General features: G+C 58.1%; 18 protein-coding genes. 5 read left to right on the top strand and 13 right to left on the bottom strand.

Annotated features, from left to right (window positions below):
• Nucleotides 1–2: 2 nt before the first annotated feature.
• Nucleotides 3–587, bottom strand: coding sequence for an electron transport complex subunit RsxA (gene rsxA, locus O5O48_RS14410; RefSeq protein ID WP_088274347.1), 585 nt, complete (start codon nucleotides 585–587; stop codon nucleotides 3–5).
• 102 nt (nucleotides 588–689) lie between these two features.
• Nucleotides 690–2,729 (bottom strand): methionine--tRNA ligase, encoded by a 2,040-nt coding sequence (metG, locus tag O5O48_RS14405; RefSeq protein ID WP_233049868.1) that lies wholly within the window; start codon nucleotides 2,727–2,729, stop codon nucleotides 690–692.
• 197 nt (nucleotides 2,730–2,926) lie between these two features.
• Here metG and O5O48_RS14400 point away from each other — a divergent pair, with 197 nt between their 5' ends.
• The 3 genes from O5O48_RS14400 (at nucleotide 2,927) to O5O48_RS14390 (ending at nucleotide 6,453) form a co-directional block, all read left to right on the top strand.
• The gene (locus O5O48_RS14400; RefSeq protein ID WP_269687377.1) at nucleotides 2,927–4,465 is read left to right on the top strand and encodes an MFS transporter; all 1,539 of its coding nucleotides are present in this window, start codon (nucleotides 2,927–2,929) and stop codon (nucleotides 4,463–4,465) included.
• 201 nt (nucleotides 4,466–4,666) lie between these two features.
• Complete coding sequence (locus O5O48_RS14395) at nucleotides 4,667–5,185, top strand: Hcp family type VI secretion system effector (protein WP_269687376.1); 519 nt, start codon at nucleotides 4,667–4,669, stop codon at nucleotides 5,183–5,185.
• Between the two features lie 128 nt (nucleotides 5,186–5,313).
• The gene (locus tag O5O48_RS14390; RefSeq protein ID WP_269687375.1) at nucleotides 5,314–6,453 is read left to right on the top strand and encodes a glutathione S-transferase family protein; all 1,140 of its coding nucleotides are present in this window, start codon (nucleotides 5,314–5,316) and stop codon (nucleotides 6,451–6,453) included.
• Here the strand turns inward: O5O48_RS14390 and O5O48_RS14385 are convergent.
• On the bottom strand, nucleotides 6,450–7,238 hold the full coding sequence (locus tag O5O48_RS14385) for a substrate-binding periplasmic protein (RefSeq protein ID WP_269687374.1): 789 nt from the start codon (nucleotides 7,236–7,238) through the stop codon (nucleotides 6,450–6,452). The genes O5O48_RS14390 and O5O48_RS14385 overlap by 4 nt on opposite strands.
• 151 nt (nucleotides 7,239–7,389) lie before the next feature.
• On the bottom strand, nucleotides 7,390–8,007 hold the full coding sequence (locus tag O5O48_RS14380) for a phosphoribosyltransferase (protein WP_228244974.1): 618 nt from the start codon (nucleotides 8,005–8,007) through the stop codon (nucleotides 7,390–7,392).
• A 62-nt stretch (nucleotides 8,008–8,069) separates the two neighbouring features.
• Here O5O48_RS14380 and O5O48_RS14375 point away from each other — a divergent pair, with 62 nt between their 5' ends.
• Nucleotides 8,070–8,639 (top strand): phosphoribosyltransferase, encoded by a 570-nt coding sequence (locus O5O48_RS14375; RefSeq protein ID WP_269687373.1) that lies wholly within the window; start codon nucleotides 8,070–8,072, stop codon nucleotides 8,637–8,639.
• Between the two features lie 382 nt (nucleotides 8,640–9,021).
• A complete protein-coding gene (locus O5O48_RS14370; protein WP_269687372.1) occupies nucleotides 9,022–10,236 on the top strand; it encodes a methyl-accepting chemotaxis protein in 1,215 nt (404 codons plus the stop codon).
• A 65-nt stretch (nucleotides 10,237–10,301) separates the two neighbouring features.
• Here the strand turns inward: O5O48_RS14370 and O5O48_RS14365 are convergent, their stop codons facing one another.
• The 9 genes from O5O48_RS14365 to O5O48_RS14325 all read right to left on the bottom strand — a co-directional run bounded on the left by O5O48_RS14365 (nucleotide 10,302) and on the right by O5O48_RS14325 (nucleotide 21,699).
• Nucleotides 10,302–11,945 carry a methyl-accepting chemotaxis protein gene (locus tag O5O48_RS14365; RefSeq protein WP_269687371.1) on the bottom strand — a complete coding sequence of 548 codons (1,644 nt, stop codon included), beginning with the start codon at nucleotides 11,943–11,945 and terminating at the stop codon, nucleotides 10,302–10,304.
• A gap of 428 nt (nucleotides 11,946–12,373) precedes the next feature.
• On the bottom strand, nucleotides 12,374–12,634 hold the full coding sequence (locus O5O48_RS14360) for a YebG family protein (protein ID WP_088274276.1): 261 nt from the start codon (nucleotides 12,632–12,634) through the stop codon (nucleotides 12,374–12,376).
• A gap of 236 nt (nucleotides 12,635–12,870) precedes the next feature.
• Entirely contained in the window at nucleotides 12,871–13,179 is a 309-nt protein-coding gene (locus tag O5O48_RS14355; protein ID WP_269687370.1) for a hypothetical protein, read from the bottom strand.
• 61 nt (nucleotides 13,180–13,240) lie between these two features.
• Nucleotides 13,241–13,591, bottom strand: a complete 351-nt coding sequence (locus tag O5O48_RS14350) for a DMT family protein (protein WP_088274274.1) — start codon at nucleotides 13,589–13,591, stop codon at nucleotides 13,241–13,243.
• A gap of 157 nt (nucleotides 13,592–13,748) precedes the next feature.
• Entirely contained in the window at nucleotides 13,749–15,416 is a 1,668-nt protein-coding gene (locus tag O5O48_RS14345; protein ID WP_269687369.1) for a cation:proton antiporter, read from the bottom strand.
• A gap of 267 nt (nucleotides 15,417–15,683) precedes the next feature.
• Nucleotides 15,684–17,192: a ferredoxin reductase family protein gene (locus tag O5O48_RS14340; RefSeq protein WP_269687368.1), complete on the bottom strand. Its 1,509-nt coding sequence runs from the start codon at nucleotides 17,190–17,192 to the stop codon at nucleotides 15,684–15,686.
• Nucleotides 17,107–18,816 carry a sensor domain-containing diguanylate cyclase gene (locus O5O48_RS14335; protein WP_269687367.1) on the bottom strand — a complete coding sequence of 570 codons (1,710 nt, stop codon included), beginning with the start codon at nucleotides 18,814–18,816 and terminating at the stop codon, nucleotides 17,107–17,109. Before O5O48_RS14335 ends, O5O48_RS14340 begins: the two co-directional genes overlap by 86 nt.
• Before the next feature lie 135 nt (nucleotides 18,817–18,951).
• Nucleotides 18,952–19,554: a DUF6151 family protein gene (locus O5O48_RS14330; protein ID WP_269687366.1), complete on the bottom strand. Its 603-nt coding sequence runs from the start codon at nucleotides 19,552–19,554 to the stop codon at nucleotides 18,952–18,954.
• 45 nt (nucleotides 19,555–19,599) lie between these two features.
• Nucleotides 19,600–21,699, bottom strand: coding sequence for a putative bifunctional diguanylate cyclase/phosphodiesterase (locus tag O5O48_RS14325; RefSeq protein WP_269687365.1), 2,100 nt, complete (start codon nucleotides 21,697–21,699; stop codon nucleotides 19,600–19,602).
• Nucleotides 21,700–21,820: the final 121 nt, after the last annotated feature.

Genomic DNA, 21,820 nt, shown 5'->3' with positions numbered 1-21,820 from the left:
GCTTACAACCTTATCAAGCCGGTGAAGCCCATGAATGCCAGCGACATCAGGCCCGCGGTGATCATGCCGATGGCGGCGCCGCGGAACGGCGTCGGGACGTCGGCAATGGCGATGCGCTCACGCAGACCGGCGAACAGGATCAGGATCAGCGAGAAGCCGATAGCCGCGCCCAGGCCGTAGGTGGCGGATTTCATGAAGGTCTGTTCGGCGCGGTTGGTGTTCAGCAGGGCGACGCCCAGTACCGCGCAGTTGGTGGTAATCAGCGGCAGGAAGATACCCAGCACCCGGTACAGCAGCGGGCTGGTCTTGTGGACCACCATTTCGGTGAACTGCACGACTACCGCGATCACCAGAATAAACGAAATGGTACGCAGAAACTGCAGATCCAGCGGCACCAGAATGTACTGGAAGGTCAGATAACTGAGGATCGAGGCCAGCGTGAGCACGAAGGTGGTCGCGGCGGACATGCCGATCGCGGTTTCCAGCTTCCCGGAAACACCCATGAACGGACACAGCCCGAGGAACTGCACCAGAACGAAGTTGTTGACCAGTATGGTACTGACCAGAATAAGGGCAAATTCAGCCATGTAACCCAACCCCATGTGTGGCCGGCGTTGTGCAGCTCTTCTGGCTGCTCGGCCGGTCCCGGCTAATCGGGCGGCACAGCCGCCCGGCGATTGCTCTACCGCTTACTTGACCCGCTGGCCCGGCTTGGCGCCCTGATCCGGGCTGAGCAGGAAGATCTCTTCACCGCCCGGGCCTGCCGCAAGGACCATGCCTTCGGAAACGCCGAACTTCATCTTGCGCGGTGCCAGGTTGGCAACATAGAGCGTCAGGCGGCCTTCCAACTTGCTCGGATCCGGGTAGGCGCTCTTGATGCCGGAGAATACGTTGCGTTTGGCATCGCCGATATCAAGGCTCAGGCGCAGTAGTTTGTCGGCACCTTCAACGAACTCGCACTTCTCGATCAACGCCACGCGCAGGTCGACGGCGGCAAAGGCGTCGAAGTTGATTTCCTCGGCCAGCGGCTCCTTGACCAGCTCGCCGTTACCCGCCGGGGCTGTGCTCTCGGCTGCGGCCAGATCTTCCCTGGAGGCATCGATCATGGCGTCGATCTTCGCCGGCTCGATACGGGCCAGCAGCGGCTTGAACGCGTTCAGCTGATGGTTGGTCAGCAGCGCCTTGTGATCGTCCCAGCGCAGTGGCGCAACATTGAGGAATGCCTCTGCGTCGGCCGCCAGCGTCGGCAACACCGGCTTGAGGAAGATCACCAGCTGGCGGAACAGGTTGATGCCCAGGGCGCAGATGGCCTGGACCTCGTCCTGTTTGCCTTCCTGCTTGTTCAGCGCCCACGGTGCCTTGTCGGCAATCCAGGCGTTAGCCTTGTCGGCCAGCGCCATGATTTCGCGCATGGCGCGGGAGAAATCACGCTTCTCGTAGGCGTCGGCAATGCTCGGTGCCGCGTCGACAAAGGCGCTGCTCAGCTCCGGAGCCGGGTTGGCCTCGACCATGACGCCGCCGTTGCCCTTGTGAATGAAGCCGGCACAGCGGCTGGCGATGTTGACTACCTTGCCGACCAGGTCCGAGTTGACCTTCTGCACGAAGTCTTCCAGGTTCAGGTCGAGGTCTTCCACGCCACGGCCGAGTTTTGCCGCGTAGTAGTAGCGCAGATACTCGGGGTTCAGGTGATCCAGATAGGTGCGCGCCTTGATAAAGGTGCCGCGCGACTTGGACATCTTCTGGCCGTTGACCGTCAGGTAGCCGTGTACGTTGACCGCAGTCGGCTTGCGGAAGCCTGCACCTTCCAGCATCGCCGGCCAGAACAGGGTGTGGAAGTTGACGATATCCTTGCCGATGAAGTGGTACAGCTCGGCGCTGGAGTCCGCATTCCAGAAACCATCGAAGCTCAGCTCGGGGCGGCGGCTGCAGAGGTTCTTGAAGCTGGCCATGTAACCGATTGGTGCGTCCAGCCAGACGTAGAAGTACTTGCCGGGCTCGCCTGGAATCTCGAAGCCGAAGTAGGGCGCGTCACGGCTGATGTCCCATTCCTGCAGGCCGCTGTCGAGCCATTCGGCGATCTTGTTGGCGACCGCGTCCTGCAGGGCACCGCTGCGGGTCCACTGCTTGAGCATGTCGGTGAAGTCCTGCAGGCGGAAGAAGAAATGCTTGGAGTCCTTCAGTACCGGGGTAGCGCCGGAAATGGCCGAGCGCGGGTCTTTCAGTTCGGTCGGCTCGTAGGTGGCACCGCATTTTTCGCAGTTGTCGCCGTACTGATCCTCAGCCGCGCACTTGGGACAGGTGCCCTTGATGAACCGGTCAGCCAGGAACATGCCCTTTTCCGGATCGTAGTACTGGGTCACCGAGCGGGTGCTGATGTGGCCAGCCTCTTTCAGCCGGGTGTAAATCAGTTCGGACAGCTCCCGGTTCTCCTCCGAGTGGGTGGAGTAGAAGTTGTCGAAGTTGACCAGAAAGTCCGCGAAGTCGGCCGAGTGCTCGGCGTGGACGTTGGCGATCAGCTGTTCGGAGGTGATGCCTTCCTTCTCGGCGCGCAGCATGATGGCGGAGCCATGCGCGTCGTCAGCACAGACGTACACGGCCTGGTGACCGCGCAGCTTCTGGAAGCGAACCCAAATGTCGGTCTGAATGTACTCCAGCATGTGCCCAAGGTGGATTGAACCATTGGCATAGGGCAGGGCGCTGGTAACGAGGATCTGACGAGTCGCGGCGATATCGGACATGGGCGTTTGGGATACTTTGCGGTTGAACGTGAAAGGGCTGGGATGATAGCAGAAGGGGCGCAGTGAAGGGAGTCTTGGCACGAACCCGGCAGCGCCTGCGCGGACTGCTGCGGCGTAATTTGCCGTTGCAACTGTATCTTGCCGAGACGATTGGCACCGGCGTATAAGGGCGCCTGCAAGGAGGCACCATGCCAAATACACCCGTTTCACCTTCTCCCGAGTATCCACGTGCTGGCCGCCGCGAATGGCTGGGCCTTGCGGTACTTGTACTTCCCACGTTGCTGCTGGCACTGGATATGACAGTGCTGCATCTGGCGGCTCCCCACCTGAGTGCCGATCTGGAGCCGTCCAGTTCCGAGCTGCTATGGATCCTCGATATTTACGGTTTCATGGTGGCAGGTTTCCTGATCACCATGGGAACACTGGGTGACCGGATCGGCCGGCGTCGCCTGTTGCTCATTGGCGCCACGGCGTTCGGACTGGCCTCCCTGGCTGCAGCCTTTGCCCATAGTTCAATGATGCTGATTGCCACCCGTGCGCTGCTCGGTGTTGCCGGGGCGACGCTGATGCCATCAACCCTTGCCCTCATTCGCAACATGTTTCACGTCGAGCACGAACGCACCCTGGCGATAACCATCTGGATGACCGGCTTTATTGTCGGCAGTGCTATCGGCCCGCTGGTTGGCGGCGTCATGCTGGCGTTCTTCTGGTGGGGCTCGGTGTTTCTGCTGGCTGTACCAGTAATGGTGCTGTTGCTGCTGGTCGGTCCCTGGCTGTTGCCGGAGTTTCGTGACGAGCAGGCCGGGCGTCTGGATCTGACCAGCGCGTTGCTGTGCATCTGTGCGGTGTTGTTGTTGATTTTTGGCATCAAGGACAGCGCCCGTGATGGACTCAATCTGCTGGCCAGCAGCGCTCTGCTGGCCGGTTTGCTGGTTGGCACCCTGTTTGTTCGCCGTCAGCGTCGGCTTGCCGAGCCGATGTTCGACCTCGCGCTGTTTCGTCAACCCGCGTTCAGTGTGTCCGTCGCGGCAATGATGCTGTGCATTCTGGCGTTGTCCGGGGCCTGGCTGCTGATTTTCCAGTATCTGCAGGGGGCACTGGGCATGACGCCGCTGCAGGCAGGGCTGGTCATGCTGCCGTCGGCGCTGTTGCAGACCGCAGCATCCCTGCTGGTGCCGCGCATGGCCCGCTGGCTTGCTCCGCGGGTGCTGATCAGTGGTGGCTTGCTGGTTGCTGTTGCCGGGTTTGTTGCGTTGCTGCTGATCGGCCGCTATCCCGGACCGGGACTGATGGTGCTGGCCACGGTGTTACTGGGCATCGGTATCATGCCGATGATGATTCTGGGGACCGATCTGGTGATCGGCTCGGCACCACCGGAGAAAACCGGCGCGGCTGCAGCAACCTCCGAAACCGCAACCGAGATGGGCATGGCGCTGGGTATCGCGGTGATCGGCAGCATTGGTGCGGCCGTATATCGTTACCGCATGCTGGAGTTGATGCCGCCTGGATTGAGCGACCACCAGCTTGAAGTCGCCAGCGATACGGTTGGCGGCGCGCTCGGGCTGGCCTCCCATTTGCCGGACGCGCTGGCCGCGACGGTCATGTCTGCCGTGCAGGTCAGCTTCACCCAGGCACTGCAGACCAACGCATTGATAGGCGCCGTGGTAATGCTGGGCGCTGCGTGGTTGACGGGGCGTTATCTCGCGGCAGTAAGGCCCGGTCACTGAGCCTGTTGCGCAGGTAGCTGCGCAGCAGGCCGGTGGAAATTGCCCAATTTCAGGATTGGAGCGCGGCCCTGATTCGAGAACCGTTGTGAGGTTTGCTTCATAAGGTAATGATATAAATCGATTTAAATTACCTGGCGTGGCTTTTGTAGGTGTTCCTGAACCCGGCATCTCCGGGATCACTGACACACGCAAGGAGCACAGATGCCAACCCCAGCCTATCTCACCATTGAAGGCACCAAGCAGGGCCTGATCACCGCTGGCACGTTCACTGAAGATTCGGTCGGTAACATTTTTCAGGAAGGGCACGAAGATCAGGTGCTGGTGCAGGGCTTCAATCATCAGGTCATTATTCCGCGCGACCCGCAGTCGGGTCAGCCGACGGGGCAACGGGTGCACAAACCGCTGATGATTACCAAGGTGTTCGACAAGTCCTCACCGCTTATTTTCAGCGCCCTTACCTCGGGTGAACGGCTGTCTCGCTGCCGTCTAGAGTGGTATCGCACCTCGGCTACCGGCACCCAGGAGCACTATTTCACCATCGAACTGCAGGATGCAATCATCGTGGATGTGCAGTCGCACATGCCTAACTGCCAGGATCCGAGCAAAGCCCAGTTCACTCACCTTGAGGATGTTTATTTCACCTATCGCAAGATTGTCTGGACGCATGAGGTGTCCGGTACGTCGGGGTCGGACGACTGGCGTAGCCCTCTCGCGGCGTGAATCCAGGCTGCCGCCTCTTCTGAAACGGGGGAGGCGGTATTGGCGAGACAAACTCCCATCTTGTCTGCCTTCTGTGACGCTGGCAGTATCCGTTGCAGGAAGAATGAACAATAAACCCGGGAGCCCCAATGAAATCTGCCTCAGCCTATCGCCTGTATGGTGCCTCGCATTCGCTGTATACCGGCAAGGCCCGTTGTTATCTGCGTAACCAGGGGCTGCCCTATATCGAGATACCAACCTGGCATCCCGACTTCGCAAACCGCATCCTGCCGCAAATAGGCAGAGGCATTATCCCGGTGCTGGAAACGCCTGATGGCGCGGTGATTCAGGACACCATTGATATCATCGATCATCTGGAGGCGCAGGGCGTGCCATGGCCGGCCTACCCGCAAACACCGCTGCAGCGCATTGTTGCGATTATCATCGAGTACTACGGTGGTCAGGCGATGCTCAAGCATGCGATGCACTATCGCTGGTCCTATCGGGCAGAGCAGGAGGCATTCCTGCGTTGTGCCTTTACGCTCGGTTCCGGGCCGAAAATGGCCGAGCAGATCATGGGGCGGATGAACTCATACCTGCCAAGACTGGGCGTCAACGCCGAAAGCATTCCGTTGATTGAAGCGTCGTTTCTGCAGCTGCTTGATCGCCTGGAGCGGCACTTTGCCGAATGGCCGTATCTGCTGGGCACACAACCGTCGATCGCCGATTACGGCCTGATCGGGCCTATGTTTGCGCACCTTGGCCGTGATCCGGTGCCGCTGGCCATCATGCAGCAGCGCGCTCCCAGAGTTCATCGCTGGGTCGAACGCATGACGGCGCCGGGGCTCGATGTCGTCGAGTATGCGCAAGCCGAACCGGGGTTTCCCGCCGGTGATGCATTACCGCCCACTCTGATCCCGGTGCTTGTACATATTGCCGAGGACATCTTCCCTGAGCTGACCGACAAACTGGCATACCTTGACGCCTGGGTTGCCGAACTGAAACCGGCCAGTGGCACGCCGGTGACGGAGAAGCCGCAGATCCGGCAAGTCGGCATGGTGCAAACCTGCTTTCGCGGGGCGCCGATAGAGGTCGGTGTAGAGCCATATCTGCTGTATGTACTGCAACGCGCGTCCGATACCTTGCGGGCACTGCCCTTAGCCGAACGCGGCGCTGTTCAGGCGCAGCTGGCGGAGCTGGGGCTGGCAGATGCGGTGAGTCTTGGTCGCGCCTGGAGGGTAGGGCGGCGACGTAATATCGAGGTTTGGGAAGTGCCAGCGACAGTCTAGTGTGCTGTCGCCAGCCGATTGCGCACGCCGCGCAGTCGGCGCGGCTCGGGGTTTGCTTCGCGCCATTCCAGATAGGCGCTATCCAGCGCCTCGGCGATTTCCTCAGCCTGCGGATTGCGCTTTGAAATCACGTATACCAGTGGCCATTCATCCAGTTGATCACAGCGCGCACCATGCAGTGGATAGTCAGCCAGTGCTTCCTGCATCGGGTGGCCATAGCTGATCAGGTATTGAGCGCGGCCGCGCAGCAGAATTTCCATCGCTGCGGTGTGGTCCGGAGCAACAATCGGGTGGTAATGGTTTTCAGAGATCACCCGGTTGAGCTGCTCGCGATAGGTGTAACCGCGAATCAGCACCAGATCGTGGTTGGCAAGGTCCTGGTAGTGGCTGATCCGCGGCGTGCCCTGCAGTGCGAATGCGCAGAGTTTTACTCGCACTCCCAGAGAGCTGGATTCAACAGTGAAGTCCTGCAGGGCAGGCACCTGCGGTGAGCCGGGCCATAAGTCAATGTCGCCAGTGTCCAGGCTGCGGTAGATCCGATTGATCGGATAGGACTTCCAATCCACCCGATACCCGCTTGCCGCGGCCAACTCGTTGGTCAGCTCAATGATTGCCCCCCGAGCATGCCCCTGTTCGTCGGTGTAGGCAATCGGCGGGAATTGGATGTAACCCGCTGTCAATACCGGCAAGTCCTGGTCATTAGCAATGGCAGAGGTCGTAGGAGCGAGCAGCAGACTGGCGACAGCAATACGCATCCACAGACCGGGCGTTTTATGCATGTTCATTTTTATTGTCTTTTGTTGTCACAAACGCGCAGGTGTTGATGAAAGGTAACCAGTGAGGGCGCCACAGTCCAGTGATTAGCCCGAATGGGTTAGACGGCAGGCAGGGGGACATTGATAGCCCGGCAGTGTGAGCGCACCACCGGGCGTGCAGTCAGACAAGCGGCTTTACCGAGTCGAGGATAGAACTGAGGTACGGCTTGTTGGCGTCGATTTCAGCGCGACTCAGGCCGTTCATCTCGTAGGGGAACACCAGCCAGTCTTCGGTGGTGTGCAGGCAGAAGTCAGGTTGCAAGTCTGTTTTTGCGGCGCCGGCACGCTTATAAAGCGTTGCAATGCGGGTGTCGATTGGCATGTTGCGCTTGAGCTGGCCTTTCAGCTTGCCGATTACGGCTTGAACGCTGTGCCCGGTACCAAATGCATCATCAACGATCAGTAGGCGGTCTTCCCTGTTCAGGTTGTCGAGCAGATAGTGGGTGCCATGTACGCGGATTTCCGCTTCCGGTGCGGCGACCATCGCGTCGTAATGGTCCATGCCGCGGTAGGAGGTGCGCAGCGCAATGTGGTCGGTTTTTACCCCGAGCGTCTGCAGGCATTCCTGTACGTAGATGCCGACGGTGCTGCCACCGCGCCAGAGGCCAACGATGAAGTTGGGGCGAAAGCCGCTCTCAAATACCTGGACGCCCAGGCGAAAGGCGTCTTCGATGAGCTGGTTTTCATCAAGGAAACGGCGATTGCGCGGCCTTTGTTGCGTGGAATTGGATTGGTTCATGGCTTGCAAGGCGGCTCCCTCTGGTGTGATCATGTCGCGATTCTGGAGAAGCTTACGGTCTTATGGCTGATAAACAATACCTTAGCGCACAAAGTCTGCTCGAAGACGCGTTCAGTCTGGCCGCGCAGATCCTCAATTCCGGCTTTCGTCCGACCTTCATGATAGCGGTCTGGCGAGGTGGCGTGCCTATGGGTATCGCTGTCCAGGAGTTCCTCGACTATCACGGCGTTCATACCGACAACATCGCGATTCGCACATCCTCCTATCATGGCATTGATCAGCAGAGCAAAGAGGTCCGGGTTCACGGCCTCAACTACCTGGTCAAGCATGTGACCCACGAGGATTCTTTGCTGATCGTTGATGACTTGTTTGATACCGGGCGCTCGCTCGAAGCGATAATCAACGAGCTGCGTAACAAGGCACGTTTGAACACGCCCAATGATATCCGTGTTGCTGTTCCGTACTACAAACCCAGCCGCAATGAGCTGGACTGGGAGCCGCATTACTATCTGCACAGCACTGACGCCTGGCTCAAGTACCCGCACTCGCTGGAAGGCTTGAGTGCTGAAGAGATCAAGACTAACCGTCCTGCCCTGTACGAAATTCTCCAGCCGCATCTGTCCTCGCTCTGAGGAACCTGTAACCAGCCGTCGCCGGCCCCATGGCGGCGCGGCTGATACATAGCCCAAAACATCTTCTTGTTGCCTGTCTCCGGGTGCCGCGTAGCCCGGTGGCACGGTTTTGCCTGACCTTTTGCTCTGGCTTGTATATATTGCGTATAACTTTTGATAGCTTTTGTGTGTAGTGGCACTAGCACTCCCTGCCAAGACGCTCACCTAAAAATGCATCATAGTGCTTTGTAATTGTTATTTTTTCGCAAATTAATCGATTCCTGTTTATTTCTCATCCGCAGAGCCTTCTTGCATGTTTAACAGAAAACTTAAATATTTGTACAAGAATCAGAGCCGCGATCTGGCAGAGCAAAAAGCGCAAATCAGCGCATTGAAAACCCACATGGCTTGCCTTGAATGCACGCCGGATGGCCAGATTATTGATGCAAATACGGCAATGCTGACGTTACTGGGCTACTCCCGCGAACGTTTGATTGGTCAGTCACACGACCATTTGTGCGACGCCAAGGAGCGGTCTGACGGCGCGAGGCATGCGTTCTGGACTGCTCTGGCACAGGGCAGGTCCGGCGCCGGGACCTACCGTCGACTGGGCGCCGGCGGCCAGCCCCTCTGGCTCGAAGCCACCTATGTTCCGGTGCCGGATGCGAGCGGCACAATCAGCAAGATCGTTATGCTGGCAAGTGATGTGACGGCCGAACACGCAGCCCGACTGGAGCAGAAGGCGTTATTGACTGCGCTGGACAAGTCGCTGGCGGTGATCGAATTTTCCCCAAATGGCGAGATCATCACCGCCAACCGCAACTTCCTGTCGGCAGTGGGTTATTCGCTGCAACAGATCATTGGAAAGCACCACCGGATGTTCTGCAATGAGGCGTTTATTCGTCAGCATCCGGAGTTCTGGGCGGAACTGGGGCGTGGCGAGTTCAAGTCGGGGCAGTTTGACCGGCTGGACAGTCAGGGCCGGACTATCTGGCTGGAAGCGACCTACAACCCCATTGTGGATGACCAGGGTAATGTCCTGAAGGTGGTCAAGTTTGCCACCGATATCACCGACAGGATCGAGCAGGCTCAGGCCGTACGTCAGGCAGCAGAGGTTGCGAACAGTACCTCCGAGGAAACAGCCGCCATCGCGCAGCAGGGGATGGCATCGCTGCAGGCGGCTGTTGATACCTCGGCACGCATCGCCGCTCAGATGGCAGATGCCAGCGAGTTGATTGCGCACCTCAACGCGCAGTCCAAAAATATCGAAGAGATCGTGGCAACCATTTCGGCCATTGCCGACCAGACCAATCTCCTTGCGCTGAATGCCGCAATCGAGGCAGCTCGCGCTGGTGAGCAGGGGCGTGGTTTTGCGGTTGTGGCTGATGAAGTGCGTCAGCTGGCTGCGCGTACGAGCAAGTCCACTGCGGAAATTGCCGAGGTTGTTCAGCGTAATCGTGATCTGACTCGCAAGGTAACCGACACGATCGGCTCGGCAAGTATGACCGCAGAGGAAGGAAACGGGCGCATACAACAGGTCAGCTCAATCATGCAGGAAATCCGTCAGGGCGCCGAAAACGTCTGTCATACTACATCGGGCTTGTTAAACGCCCCTTAATAGCCATCCCGACAGGCCTGGCGCCGCAGTAGCAAGGTTGCTGATAAAGGCGCGAACGCACAGCTCTATCCGTGTCCGGTCTTGAAGTGACCGATAAGGCGTTCCAGTTGCTGCGCCGAGTCAGTCAGCTTTCGGGTGTTGAGCGCGGTGTCCTGCAGCTCGCTCAGCACCTTGTCGCCCAAGTTACTGAGCTGGCTCAGGCTTGCTGAGATCTCGGTACTGGTCCTTGATTGCTGTTCGGCAGCAGCAGCCACCTGGCTGGTCATATCGGTGATGGTATCGACCGATACAGCAATGGATTTCAGCGCAGAACGCGAGTTCTCGACCTGTTGTTGCATGTTTTCGGACTGCCGGTGACTGCTCTGCATAGAGCTGACGGCTTTGGCGGTGACGGCCTGCAATGAGTCGATGATGCTGCGAATCTCGTCGGTTGATGCCTGTGTTCTGCTGGCGAGCGTGCGCACCTCGTCTGCTACCACGGCAAAGCCCCGTCCCTGTTCACCAGCGCGTGCCGCCTCGATTGCCGCGTTGAGGGCCAGCAAGTTGGTTTGTTCTGCAACGGAGCGTATCACTTCAAGCACCGAGTCAATGGTATTCGATTGCGCGTTCAATTCATCCACGGCCGCACCGGCCTGGGCGAGATCGCCGGCAAGCATGCGCATGCTCTGCGAGGTGGTATCTGCCGTGCGTTGACTGTCCGCGGCGTGGCCGCTGGCTTGTCTGGCAGCCTCTGCGGAGTCCGACATGCGCTGAGCGACCTCGTCGGAGGTGGCGCTCATTTCCTCAACCGCCGATGCAATGGTGTCAAGTTCGCTGTTCTGCTGGTTATAAGAGGCCTCCGCCTTGCCCATTGCAAGGCCAACTTCATTGGAGATACGACGGTTGTTTGCTACCACCTCACGGAATTCGTCTATGACCTGCGCCAGCTTGTCGGTAAAGGCATTGAACCCTGCCGCCAGTTCGCTGATTTCATCAAAGCCGCTGGCGTCCAAGCGGCGTGACAAGTCTCCGTCGCCGGTTGCAATGTCGTTCATTGCCGCCACTGCCTGGGCGAGTGGGCGGTTGACACTCAGGGCGATCAGGAGGTTGACACCCACCAGCAACATCAGACCCAGCGCTGCAACCATAAGTTTGGGCAGCATATCGGCCCAGAAGGTCTCACTGATATCGTCAAGATAGATGCCCGACCCAAGGATCCAGCCCCAGGGTTCAAAGCCGGCGACGTAGGAGATTTTCGGTACTGGATCAGTAACGCCGGGTTTGGGCCACATATAGTCGACAAAGCCGGCTGATTGCGTGTTCACCACCGCAACCATTTCCCGAAACAGGTATTTTCCATCGGGGTCCTGGATGTCGGCGACGCTGTTACCTACCAGCTGCGTGCTGAAGGGATGCATGATCATCCGCAGGTCATCGGAATGTATCCAGAAATACTCATTGCCGTCGTAACGCATCCCTTGCAGAACGGCGGCGGCCTGCTGCTGCGCCTGTTGTTCGGTCAGCTCGCCGCCCAGTTGCCGTTGATGGAAATACTGGAGGACGCCCAGCCCGGACTCAACAAGGTGCTGGGTTTTTATTGCCCGACCATCAAGCAGCGTCTTGTGGTAGTCAACTGCGAAGGCCGTCACCAGCCCGAGCACTATGATCAACACCAGCAAGGTCACAGTAACCAGGCGTTGAAGTATGGAGAAACGGCGAAGCAGGTTCATAGCCAAAGCCCCCTGCGAGATGCGATTGGCACAACGGTGACGTTCAGGTGTGGCTTAACGATATTGCGTTCGTTTCTGTCAGCGTAGCAGTTGCCGGAGGAAACAGGGCAACGGAGTGGTGGGAAGGGCTAAAGCACTGGAAGGTGTGGTTGCCTAGTGTCAGCGCAGGTTGGGAAAGGAGCAGCAAAGGGCTGGCCAGCGACATCGGCCGTGCCTGCGCAGTTAATTGCTTTTCTCAATAAATCAAATAGATCTAATTCGTTTTTAGTATCGTGCGATATGACTCATGATGCCTCCCATGTTCGAAACAGCAAGCAAAGGAGCTACACCATGAGCATGATCAAACGCATCATCAGCCGTCGTGATTCAGTCCGTCCTGTTCAGGTTGCGCAAGCGCATCCGAACTTCTGGATGTACCAGTAACGGCATCAGGCCGCGCCGGACGCATCCAGTTCGGCGAGGGCCTCGGGGTTACTCTTGAAAGCCTTGGCGAAGACCTCGCGGTTGCGCGCCATGTAGATACTGATTTCTTCAGCCAGTTGCTCTCCCAGTTGCGGAACGGCACGCTGCAGTACCTCGCCCAGATTTTCGGCCAGCTCCAGCATCTTGTCATGACGGTCGGCTTGGGCTTTATCCATGAACAGTTGCTCCGGGTCTCTGCTGCTGCGATAAACAATTTCAACGGCCATGCGCACCTCTGGCTTGTTGGCGAGTGGAGTGACCGGCTTGGCCGGTTTTGCCGCTCATTCTACTGTATGTGCGTACAGTGTAAAGACCCATATATCTCTCATTAACAAACGCGCCTGTAGCCCGAGCGAGCCAGCTTGCACAAAGCGCTGCTCTGGGCACGCGATGGTGTTGGCAACACGTGAAGGTCCGGCGCTTCAGTAACTCCGGATAATGGCAGTCAGGCGGTCAGGACAGATCAGTCTGCCCGAAGATACCGGTTTTTCCGGGCATTGATGGCGATTAGGCATACCCAGTAGCCGGTGCTTACCAGAGCCGGCAGGTATAGCCAGGCTGGATCGTCTATCGGGATCAGGCCCATGGCGGCCAGGGCTATGGCAATCAGGGCAACAAGGTGCAGCGGTCCAGGTACGAACAGACTGCTGTTGAGAATGCGCTCTTCCAGCTTTGTCAGGTTGTCACAATTGTTGGCAATACCGGCAGCGGCGAAAAACAGTACCAGACTACCGAATAGCATCATCAGATTGACCAACAGCGGGATCAGCACGTGCGCTCCTTGCAGACGGGGGGAATGTACCTGTGCAGCATGACCCGAATTGCCTCGGCAGTTAAGCCAGTTTGTCCCGAAACATGAAGTAGACCGCAGCCAGCAGGCATAGACCTGCCCACAGGTAATCGAGTTTCAACGGTTCCTTCAGATACATGACCGAGAAGGGGACGAACACCGAGAGGGTGATGACTTCCTGAATAATCTTCAACTGACCGACCGACAGCGCGGTATAACCGATGCGATTGGCGGGCACCTGCAGCAGGTACTCGAACAGGGCAATACCCCAACTGATCAGGGCCGCGATGATCCAGGGCTTGTTATTGAGTTCCTTGAGGTGGGCATACCAGGCGAATGTCATGAAAATATTGCTGCACACCAGCAGCGAAATGGAGATCAGCACAGGATGCATGACCGGCGCTCCGACAAGTAGGGATAGGCGGGCGCAGGCAGCGCCGAGTTGAATGCCGCGGCATATTCGCGCCTGGCAGGCGCCTTGGCAAGTCTGCGTCAACGTATCGGCTGTTGCTACCGCAGGTTACAGCGTGCCATCGGCCGTGGCAGATATCTCACTGCGGCATGGCAGCCGGTGCGGAATCTCGCGCTGCCGTCCGTGCCAGCAATTGGTCTGCCGCTTCTTTGGCCGCATCGGCGTAGGGGATCAGCAACAGATCCACGCCAGCCTTTGCCAACACCTTGCTGTCGTGTCTAGCGGAACTGGCTATGGCCACCTGGCCACGATAGTTGCTCTGTTTCAAGCCATGCAACAGCATCAGGTTGACGCTGCGTTCACGGACAGTGCTCACAACCCAACTGGTGCTGCCCAGCGGCAGGGTGGCGATAAACTCCGGATCTTCAGCGTCGCCGTAACGCACCTGATAACCGTCACGCACATGCTGCTGAACCGCTGCTGGATCAAAATCCACAGCGAGCAGCCTGCAGTCGCGGCGCCGAAGGTTATCAGCCAGCGCGGCACCGTAGCGCCCAAGACCAATCAAAAGCACGTCGACAGTATCCTGCCCATCGGGCAAACCATCGCGCTCGCGGTAAGGAACCTTTCGTTCAAAAATTGATAACCAGGGCGCCAAACGCTCATATATCGCGTGGGAGTACAGAATCATATAAGTGGAGACGCTGATGGTAATCAAGCCGACCAGCGTTATCAGCCCGACAGTTTCCTGTTGCAAATGCCCAAGGCTGTAGCCAAGCGCCGCGAGAATCAATGAAAATTCACTGATCTGGGCGACTGTCAGCCCGGCAAGAAAGCCGGTCCGCTTGCGATACCCCATTGCGCCCATGATGATCATGACGATTATCGGGTTGCCAATCAGCACGAACAGCGAAAACACCACTGATGCGCCGATCTGCCCGCCGAGCATGCCGAGGTCCAGTGCAGCGCCCAGTTCAATGAAGAAGAACAGCAGCAAAAAATCCCTCAAGCTGACCAGTCTCGCCGCTATCTGTTCGCGAAATGCAGTAGAGGCGATCGATACACCGGCGAGGAAGGCGCCCACCTCTTTGCTGAACCCCAGCACGTCGCCTGCCACCGCGCCCAGCACCGCCCAGGCGATGGCAAACAGCATCAACAGTTCGGACGAGTGGGCCAGGCGTTGCAGCAGCGCGGGCAGCACATAGCGCATCAGCAAGGCGACCACGGCCAGCATTGCCATCCCCTTGAGCATAACCTGCAGCGCTTCCCAGCCAAGGCTTACCTGACTATCGGCCTTGCCGAATGCGGTAAGACCGATCATGACAAGCACCACCACGATATCCTGGACAATCAGAAAGCCGACCGCGATGCGGCCGTGCAAGGCATCAATCTCGCGCTTGTCGGAGAGCAACTTGACGATAATGATGGTGCTGGAAAAAGTCAGCGCCACCGCAACATAGATAGCCGCCACGTGCGACAGACCGAGCAGCAGGGCAAGCAGGTACCCTACAACAGAGGTAAAGACAACCTGACCGAGACCAGAAGCGAGTGCTACCGGCCCGACTGTTCGAATGATATGCAGGTCCAGTTTCAGGCCGACCACAAACAGCAGCAGGGCGATGCCGAGGCGGGCGAACAGCTCGATCTCGCTGCTCTGGGCAACCAGTTCCAGCCCGGAAGGGCCGGCCAGAATGCCAACCGCAATGAAGGCGACGATCAGCGGTTGGCGCAGCAGTTGCGCTAGGGCGCCGCCGAGAACAGACAACCCCAGCAGAATGCCGATCTGTACGAAAATATTCCCGTCCATGCCTTGCTCCCTGACTCCCTGACGCGGGCTGCCGACGCTGCTTTAAACAGCGTGCAGGCTAACCGGTCCGACGATGCTGTTGCCGATCAATATACTCGGCGCCGCGCCGGCAATGACTGATCGGGAGCAGTTTTACCGGGGCAGGGCGGAGCACGTCGCGGGGAATTTGCAACAGCACATTTCCGGTAGTGCCGCCTGAACACTCAATTCGGGCGGGAAGCGAGACAGTCGCCACGCTGAATGCATCAGTGAGAGCACTCGGTAGGGCTAGCGCATTTCGAACAGCTCCCGGTGAAACCGTGCGCCAGGCAAGCCCTGACTGACAAAGTCGCGGCGCAGCGTTTGGCCGAACTCCGTCGGCCCACAGAACCAGACACTGGCCTGGCGCCATTCGGGAACCACGGTCCTGATCTGCTCCGCCGTAAGGTGCCCATCGCGGGAGGACAGGCGCAGATGCAGGCGGACACCGGCCGCAGCGGCATCCGCAGTGAGTTTGTCGAGTGCCATTTGGTCAACATCGCGGGTCACATGAAAGAAATCGACGTTATGCTCGCCGCCCTGCTGTGCGAGGGAGTGCATACGTGCGATGAAAGGCGTGACGCCAATACCCGCGCCGATCCACACCTGTCGCGGCGCCGGATCGGAAAAGTCGAAACAGCCGTAAGGCCCTTCAACGCTCACCCGCATGCCAACCTTGAGCCAGGTCTTTAGCTTCGAGGTCCAGTCGCCAAGCGCCTTTACCACGAAGGTGACTGTTGGCGTTGACGGGTTCCAGGCCGAGGCAATGGTATAAGGATGGGCGCCTTCACCGCTCTTGGACGTAACAAAGGCAAACTGCCCCGGAGCATGTCCGTGCCATCCTTCGCGCAGCGCGATCCTGGCTTCGATAACGTCCAGGCCCGGATAATGCGTCAGCTCCTCAATCTGCCCCACGACACGGTTACCCCTGCCCACGCGTCCGGTTATCACCATAACGGCCGAGACGCTGCCGGCGATCAGCAGTATGAGCGTCAACCAGCCAACCGGTTGGCTCCAGTAACTGAATTTCACGAGTATCAGACTGTGCCAGGCCAGCGCCAGATAGCCAACCGCCAGCCAGTTATGGGTCTTCTTGAACCATCGGTAAGGGAACGTCTTGATGAGCGCCAGAATGATCAGGATGGCGGCCGCATAGAACGCCCATTCGCCGATCGACTCGGCGAGTCCGCGCTGGTCACGGAACCACTGTTCAATGCTAGGCAAGACCTGTGCGGCGCCATCCTGCTTGCGTTCGGGCCGGGTTAGCCAGCCCCAGCCAACCATCCATTTGGTGCCCTTGGCAAACCACCAGTGCGCGGTGCTGGCGATCAGCGCGCCAATGCCGAGCCATTTATGCAGGCGATACATCTTGTCGAGGCCGTTCAGATGGCGCTCCAGCCAGCGTGGGCGGGTAGCCAGAACCATTGCAACGCTCATCATCGCGATACCCAGCAGGCCGGAATACTGAACGAACACGCTGCGAAAGGTGAAATAGCCAAACGGGTCAGGCATCAGCGTGTCCGCGGCCAGCCAGGCTGCGGTAATGAGAGCCAGCAGGAACAAGAGCACAAGTTTGATTCGGTTCATCAGTTGGTCCAGTTTGATTGTCGACTCAAGGCGATCAAACAGTCTTCGGCGGTTGGCCTGATTGGTAGCCTGATAATGTAACGATCTAGTCTGACGTGCGCGAAGGCGTGTCCGCGAAACAGACTCGATTTCGGCCGGCGTGCTTGGCTTGATAAAGTGCTTCGTCGGCACGTGACAAGCCTGATTGAATGCTGTCGTGGGCGGTATCCAGCTGCGTCACGCCCAGGCTGAGCGTGACATGCAGCGGAGCGTCAGTTCCAATGTCAAACCGGCTGCGTTCGACCTCCGAACGAATGCGCTCCGCGCACTGCAGAGCCTGATTGAGGTCAGCATCCGGCAGCAGGATGACAAACTCCTCGCCACCAAAGCGTGCCGGCAGATCGCGGTTGCGACTGCAGGTTTTCAGAATCCGGGCGATGTGTTCGATCACCTTGTCGCCAGCCGCGTGGCCCCAGGTGTCGTTGACGGCCTTGAAATGATCGATATCGGCCATCACCATGGCCACAGGCTGCTGTTGAGCACGACACTGATTCAGCAGGGCCTCCGCCGTTGCAGCGAAATACCGGCGATTATGCAGCCGGGTCAGCGGATCCGTCGCGGCCTGACGTTTCAGCTCATCCTGCGAGGCGCGAATGCGCTCAAGTATCCTGATGCGGTGGGAAATAATGAACGCCAGCATCAGTGCTTCCAGCACGATACCAATGCCTACGCCATGACTGGCGACATAGTTCGGCTCAATCAGTCCCTTGTAGAACAGCACCGCCAGTGTGTTGAACAACACGAACAGCAGGTGTCCCAGAAGAAAATACTTGGCCAGCGGGTTGCCCTTGCGAAGCAGTGAGATACTGACCGACAGCGTGACGATCATCATCACCAGCGCCACGCTGCTGGCCGGCTTCAGCGCGGCGGAAATGTCAAACAACCCCCAGATGAACATGCCACACAGCGGTACCAGAACGAACTGCAGGCAACGGTGCTCAAGCGGATAGTGCTGGCGAGTCTCAAAGATGGCCATCATGAACAGCAACAGGAAGATGGGCATGGTGATCAGCGACAGATTGAGCATGAACACAGCCTGACCATAGAGATCGAACAGGCTGGCAACCAGACCATATGACAGGGCAATCCAGACCAGACCGGAGATCAGGTAGCAGGAGTAGTAAATGTTTTCGATCTTGCTGGTGGCGAAGTAAAGCAGCAGATTGTAAAACACCAGCGCGAGCATCATTCCGACCATAAGGGCAATGTCGTTTGAGACGCCCACCAGCGCTCGTCGGGAATGCTCAAGGTCGTATATGTTCAGCGCAAACCATTGGTGCGAATAGGCGTGGCTGCGCACATATAGCGTCGTGCTGCTTGCCGCGGGCAGTGTGAGCTGATAGATGGCACTGCCGCGGAACATCAGCCCGGTATCTGCAGGCTGATCAAGGTTGAGCCTTTCACTGCGCACCAGCGTGCCATCACGTTCTTCATAAAACCGAATGGATTGCACATGGTAGGCATGGGGTAAATGCAGATTGAGATCTAACCTCTGGCTTGCCCGGTTTTCAAGCGACAGGCGATACCAGGCAACGCGTGCATTGGTGCCAAGGGACGTGCTACTGGCGGTTTCACTGAAGGTTTTGCCGCGGACCTCGGGATAATCCAGATTCTGCGAATCGTCGATGTAGTAGTCGATGCGGAAGTCGGTCAAATTGACCGGCAGTGCTTCGATTACGATTCGTGCCTCGGCAAAGCAAGCGAAGCAGCTCAGCAGCAGCCAGAAAACCATCTGCCGGGTACGAGTGAAAAGCACTAGGTCCGTCCTTGGTAAATGCCGGCGTATTGTGCCGCCTTTGCGCGAAATACTAACCCACAGCAGCGCTGTTACCAATGGCTCCGGCCGCAGGCGGCAGCGAAAATCGCAACAAGACGCGGAAGGGGCTTGTTGTCAGTCGGTGGCGCCATTGTGTTCGACAGCGCTGCCTGGCGAGAGAATTATTGGCGTTACGCTCGGGCTCTTGCCCATAAAGAAAGGATTGGGGCGAGCCTTGCCGGTCAGTTTCCACAACAGCATCCGCAACAGCAACTTGCGCATGTATACCTGGCCTGGCGCGGTCTTGACACTGTCTCTGGGGATCTCTGCCGTGGCACCCTTGAGGTTGACTCGTGCGCGCACGGGTCCGATCTTTTGCTCGGCAAAGGGGTCACTGATAAAACTGTGAATCAACCCGACCAGTGGAACCCCGGGTCCGAGCGTATTGCCGATTGGCGTGTTGCAGCAGCCTGCATACCAGCGGTACAGCCCCTTGGAGCTAAGACGCAGGCAGCGGATCTGGTCATGCCCCTGATGAATCTGCAGCCTCGCTGGCGGCAACTGATAAATATCCGTGCCGCCCTGGGCGTCCAGCACGCGCTCGGCAGCATTGAGTGCATGGGCAAATGCCTGACAGTCCCGGCAGTAACAGACCACACGGGTACCATCGACAGGGTAGACCCGGATTGCGCGGCCCCTGACGGTACCGCATTGACACTGTAGCGCCAGGTTATCCATAGGCCTTATTCCTCTGTTGTGAGCGCTACCCGCAGACCTGCCTGCCTAAACAAGCTGGGCGGCTTCTGTGATTTGGGCCTGAGCCCTGAGATAACGGGTCGCCTCGTTACCGGGCAGCGGCTTGCTGAACAGGTAGCCCTGAAACAGGTCACAGTCCATGGCTGCCAGAATCTGTTTTTGCTCTATGGTTTCTACGCCTTCGGCCACGACCGACAATCCGAGCTTGTGCGCCAGAGCAATAATGCCCGCACACAGATCAGCCTCACGAGGGTCAGTAGCAATCTGCTGGATGAAGCTGCGATCGAGTTTGATCCGGTTTACCGGTAAACGCTTGAGGTAGGCCATCGATGAATAACCTGTTCCGAAGTCATCAATCGAGAGAGTGAGGCCCAGATTGCGCAGCCGCTGCAGGTGCACGATGGCCTCTTCCGGATCGTTGAGCATCATCGATTCGGTCACTTCCATGTGGATCATGTCCGCACCGATACGGTACCGCTCCAGGAATCCAGCCACACGATCGACCAGGGTCCTCTCGACCAGTTGTGCAGGAGACAGATTTACCGCAATCGAGATTGCCAGCCCCTCGCGCGCCCAATTGGCAACCTGCTCGCATGCTCGATCAATAACCCAGTCGCCGATCTGAACAATCAAACCAAGTTGTTCGGCCAGCGGAATAAACCGGTCAGGTGCCATCATGCCGTAGCCAGGACGATCCCAGCGAATCAGTGCCTCTACACCGACGGTCTGACCATTGCGGGCCGATATTTTGGGCTGGTAGTAAAGTTCAAACTGATTGGCCGCGAGCGCCGCACGCAGGTCCCGCTCCAGATCCAGTCGCTCACTGACCGCAGCTCCCAGCGAGGATGAATACAAGCACCAGCGATCCCGGCCCAGCTCCTTGGCGTGATACATGGCCGATTCGGCGTTTGCCAGCAGCGCCTGAGCGTGATCAGCGTCTTCGGGATACAGGCTGACGCCCAGACTCGCCGTCAGGTGAAAGGGTTGGTTATTGAGCACATAGGGCATGCCGATCAGTAGCCGAATACGCTCGGCCATTGAGGCTGCGTCGCCGGCTCCGGCGGCCAGGTTCGGCAGGACCACGACAAAGGTGTTGCCCACCAGACGGGCCGGGTGTCCATTCAGCCAATTGGCCGTCTCCAGACGCTGTGCTGTCTGCCGCAGAATGTCGTCGCCGGCAGCGTGGCCAAGGGTGTTGTTCAGGTATTTGAACTGGTCCAGATTGAGCATGATCACGGCCAGGGTATCTGCGCGCTGGTCGGCAGCACTGATCTTGCGGTTCAAAATGTCTTCAAGTGCATCGCGATTGAACAGTCCGGTCAGCGGATCGATGGTTTTGGCCAGGGCGATATCCTGGCGCAACGTCAGCAATTCCGTGATGTCCGATGAAAAGCCTATCAATGCATTGGGGTGTCCCGGCAGACTGATTGGCATCTTGACCGACCAGAAGTGCCTGGCAGCGCCACTGGGGTCAAGCAACACTTCCTCGCTGGCCTGGCGTTGTTGCGAGTCGAGCACCCGGCGATCGAGCTTCATCAGCCGTTCGGCGACTTCAGGTCCGTGAATATCGATATCGTTCAAACCGATTACATCGTCGTTATTCTGCCCGTAGAGCGAGGAAACCTGCTGATTGGCATACAAGTAGGTGCCATCCGCTCCCTTGACATAAATATAGGCGTCGACGTTGGACAGAATGGTGTTTAGCAGTCGGTTGTGACGGATGGCGTCGGAGGTGTTGGCGTAGATATTGTCGAGTTCCGATGAAATGCCACTGAGCCCGATAATGTTGTTGCTGGCGTCGCGGATCGGAACCTTGATGGTCCAGAACGATCGCGGCCTGCTTTCATGCAGGAGTAGCATTTGCTCCTCCTCGTGAACTTCTGCCCCGTATTCGATTACATGGCGATCATTGCGAACCAGGCCCGCCGACAGAGATATATCCATGAAGGTGCTATCGTCATGACCCAAAATGTCTTCCAGGGGGCGCTGGTAAAGATCGCATACCGCCTTGTTGACATACAGGTATCGGCCGCTGCGGTCCTTGGCGTAAACATAGGCACCCACTGCATCGAACAGGGAGTGCAGCTTTATGGTGGTATCTTCACCAAGGCCAGATTCCGCTTTCATGGACGTGTCTCTGAGATATGACGGACATTTCCGTTTCCAATCAAAATGGTTCAGGCCCCACGCCATGTCAATATCCGGCTGGAGGAAATACCCTGCTGGCCTGGCGCCGCATGCAGTGGCA

Origin of the sequence: Halopseudomonas sp. MFKK-1 (assembly GCF_027474385.1) — a bacterium.
Taxonomy (GTDB): domain Bacteria; phylum Pseudomonadota; class Gammaproteobacteria; order Pseudomonadales; family Pseudomonadaceae; genus Halopseudomonas; species Halopseudomonas aestusnigri.
The sequence above is the reverse complement of the archived record's forward strand: the minus strand, read 5'-3'. Positions and strand labels throughout refer to the sequence as shown.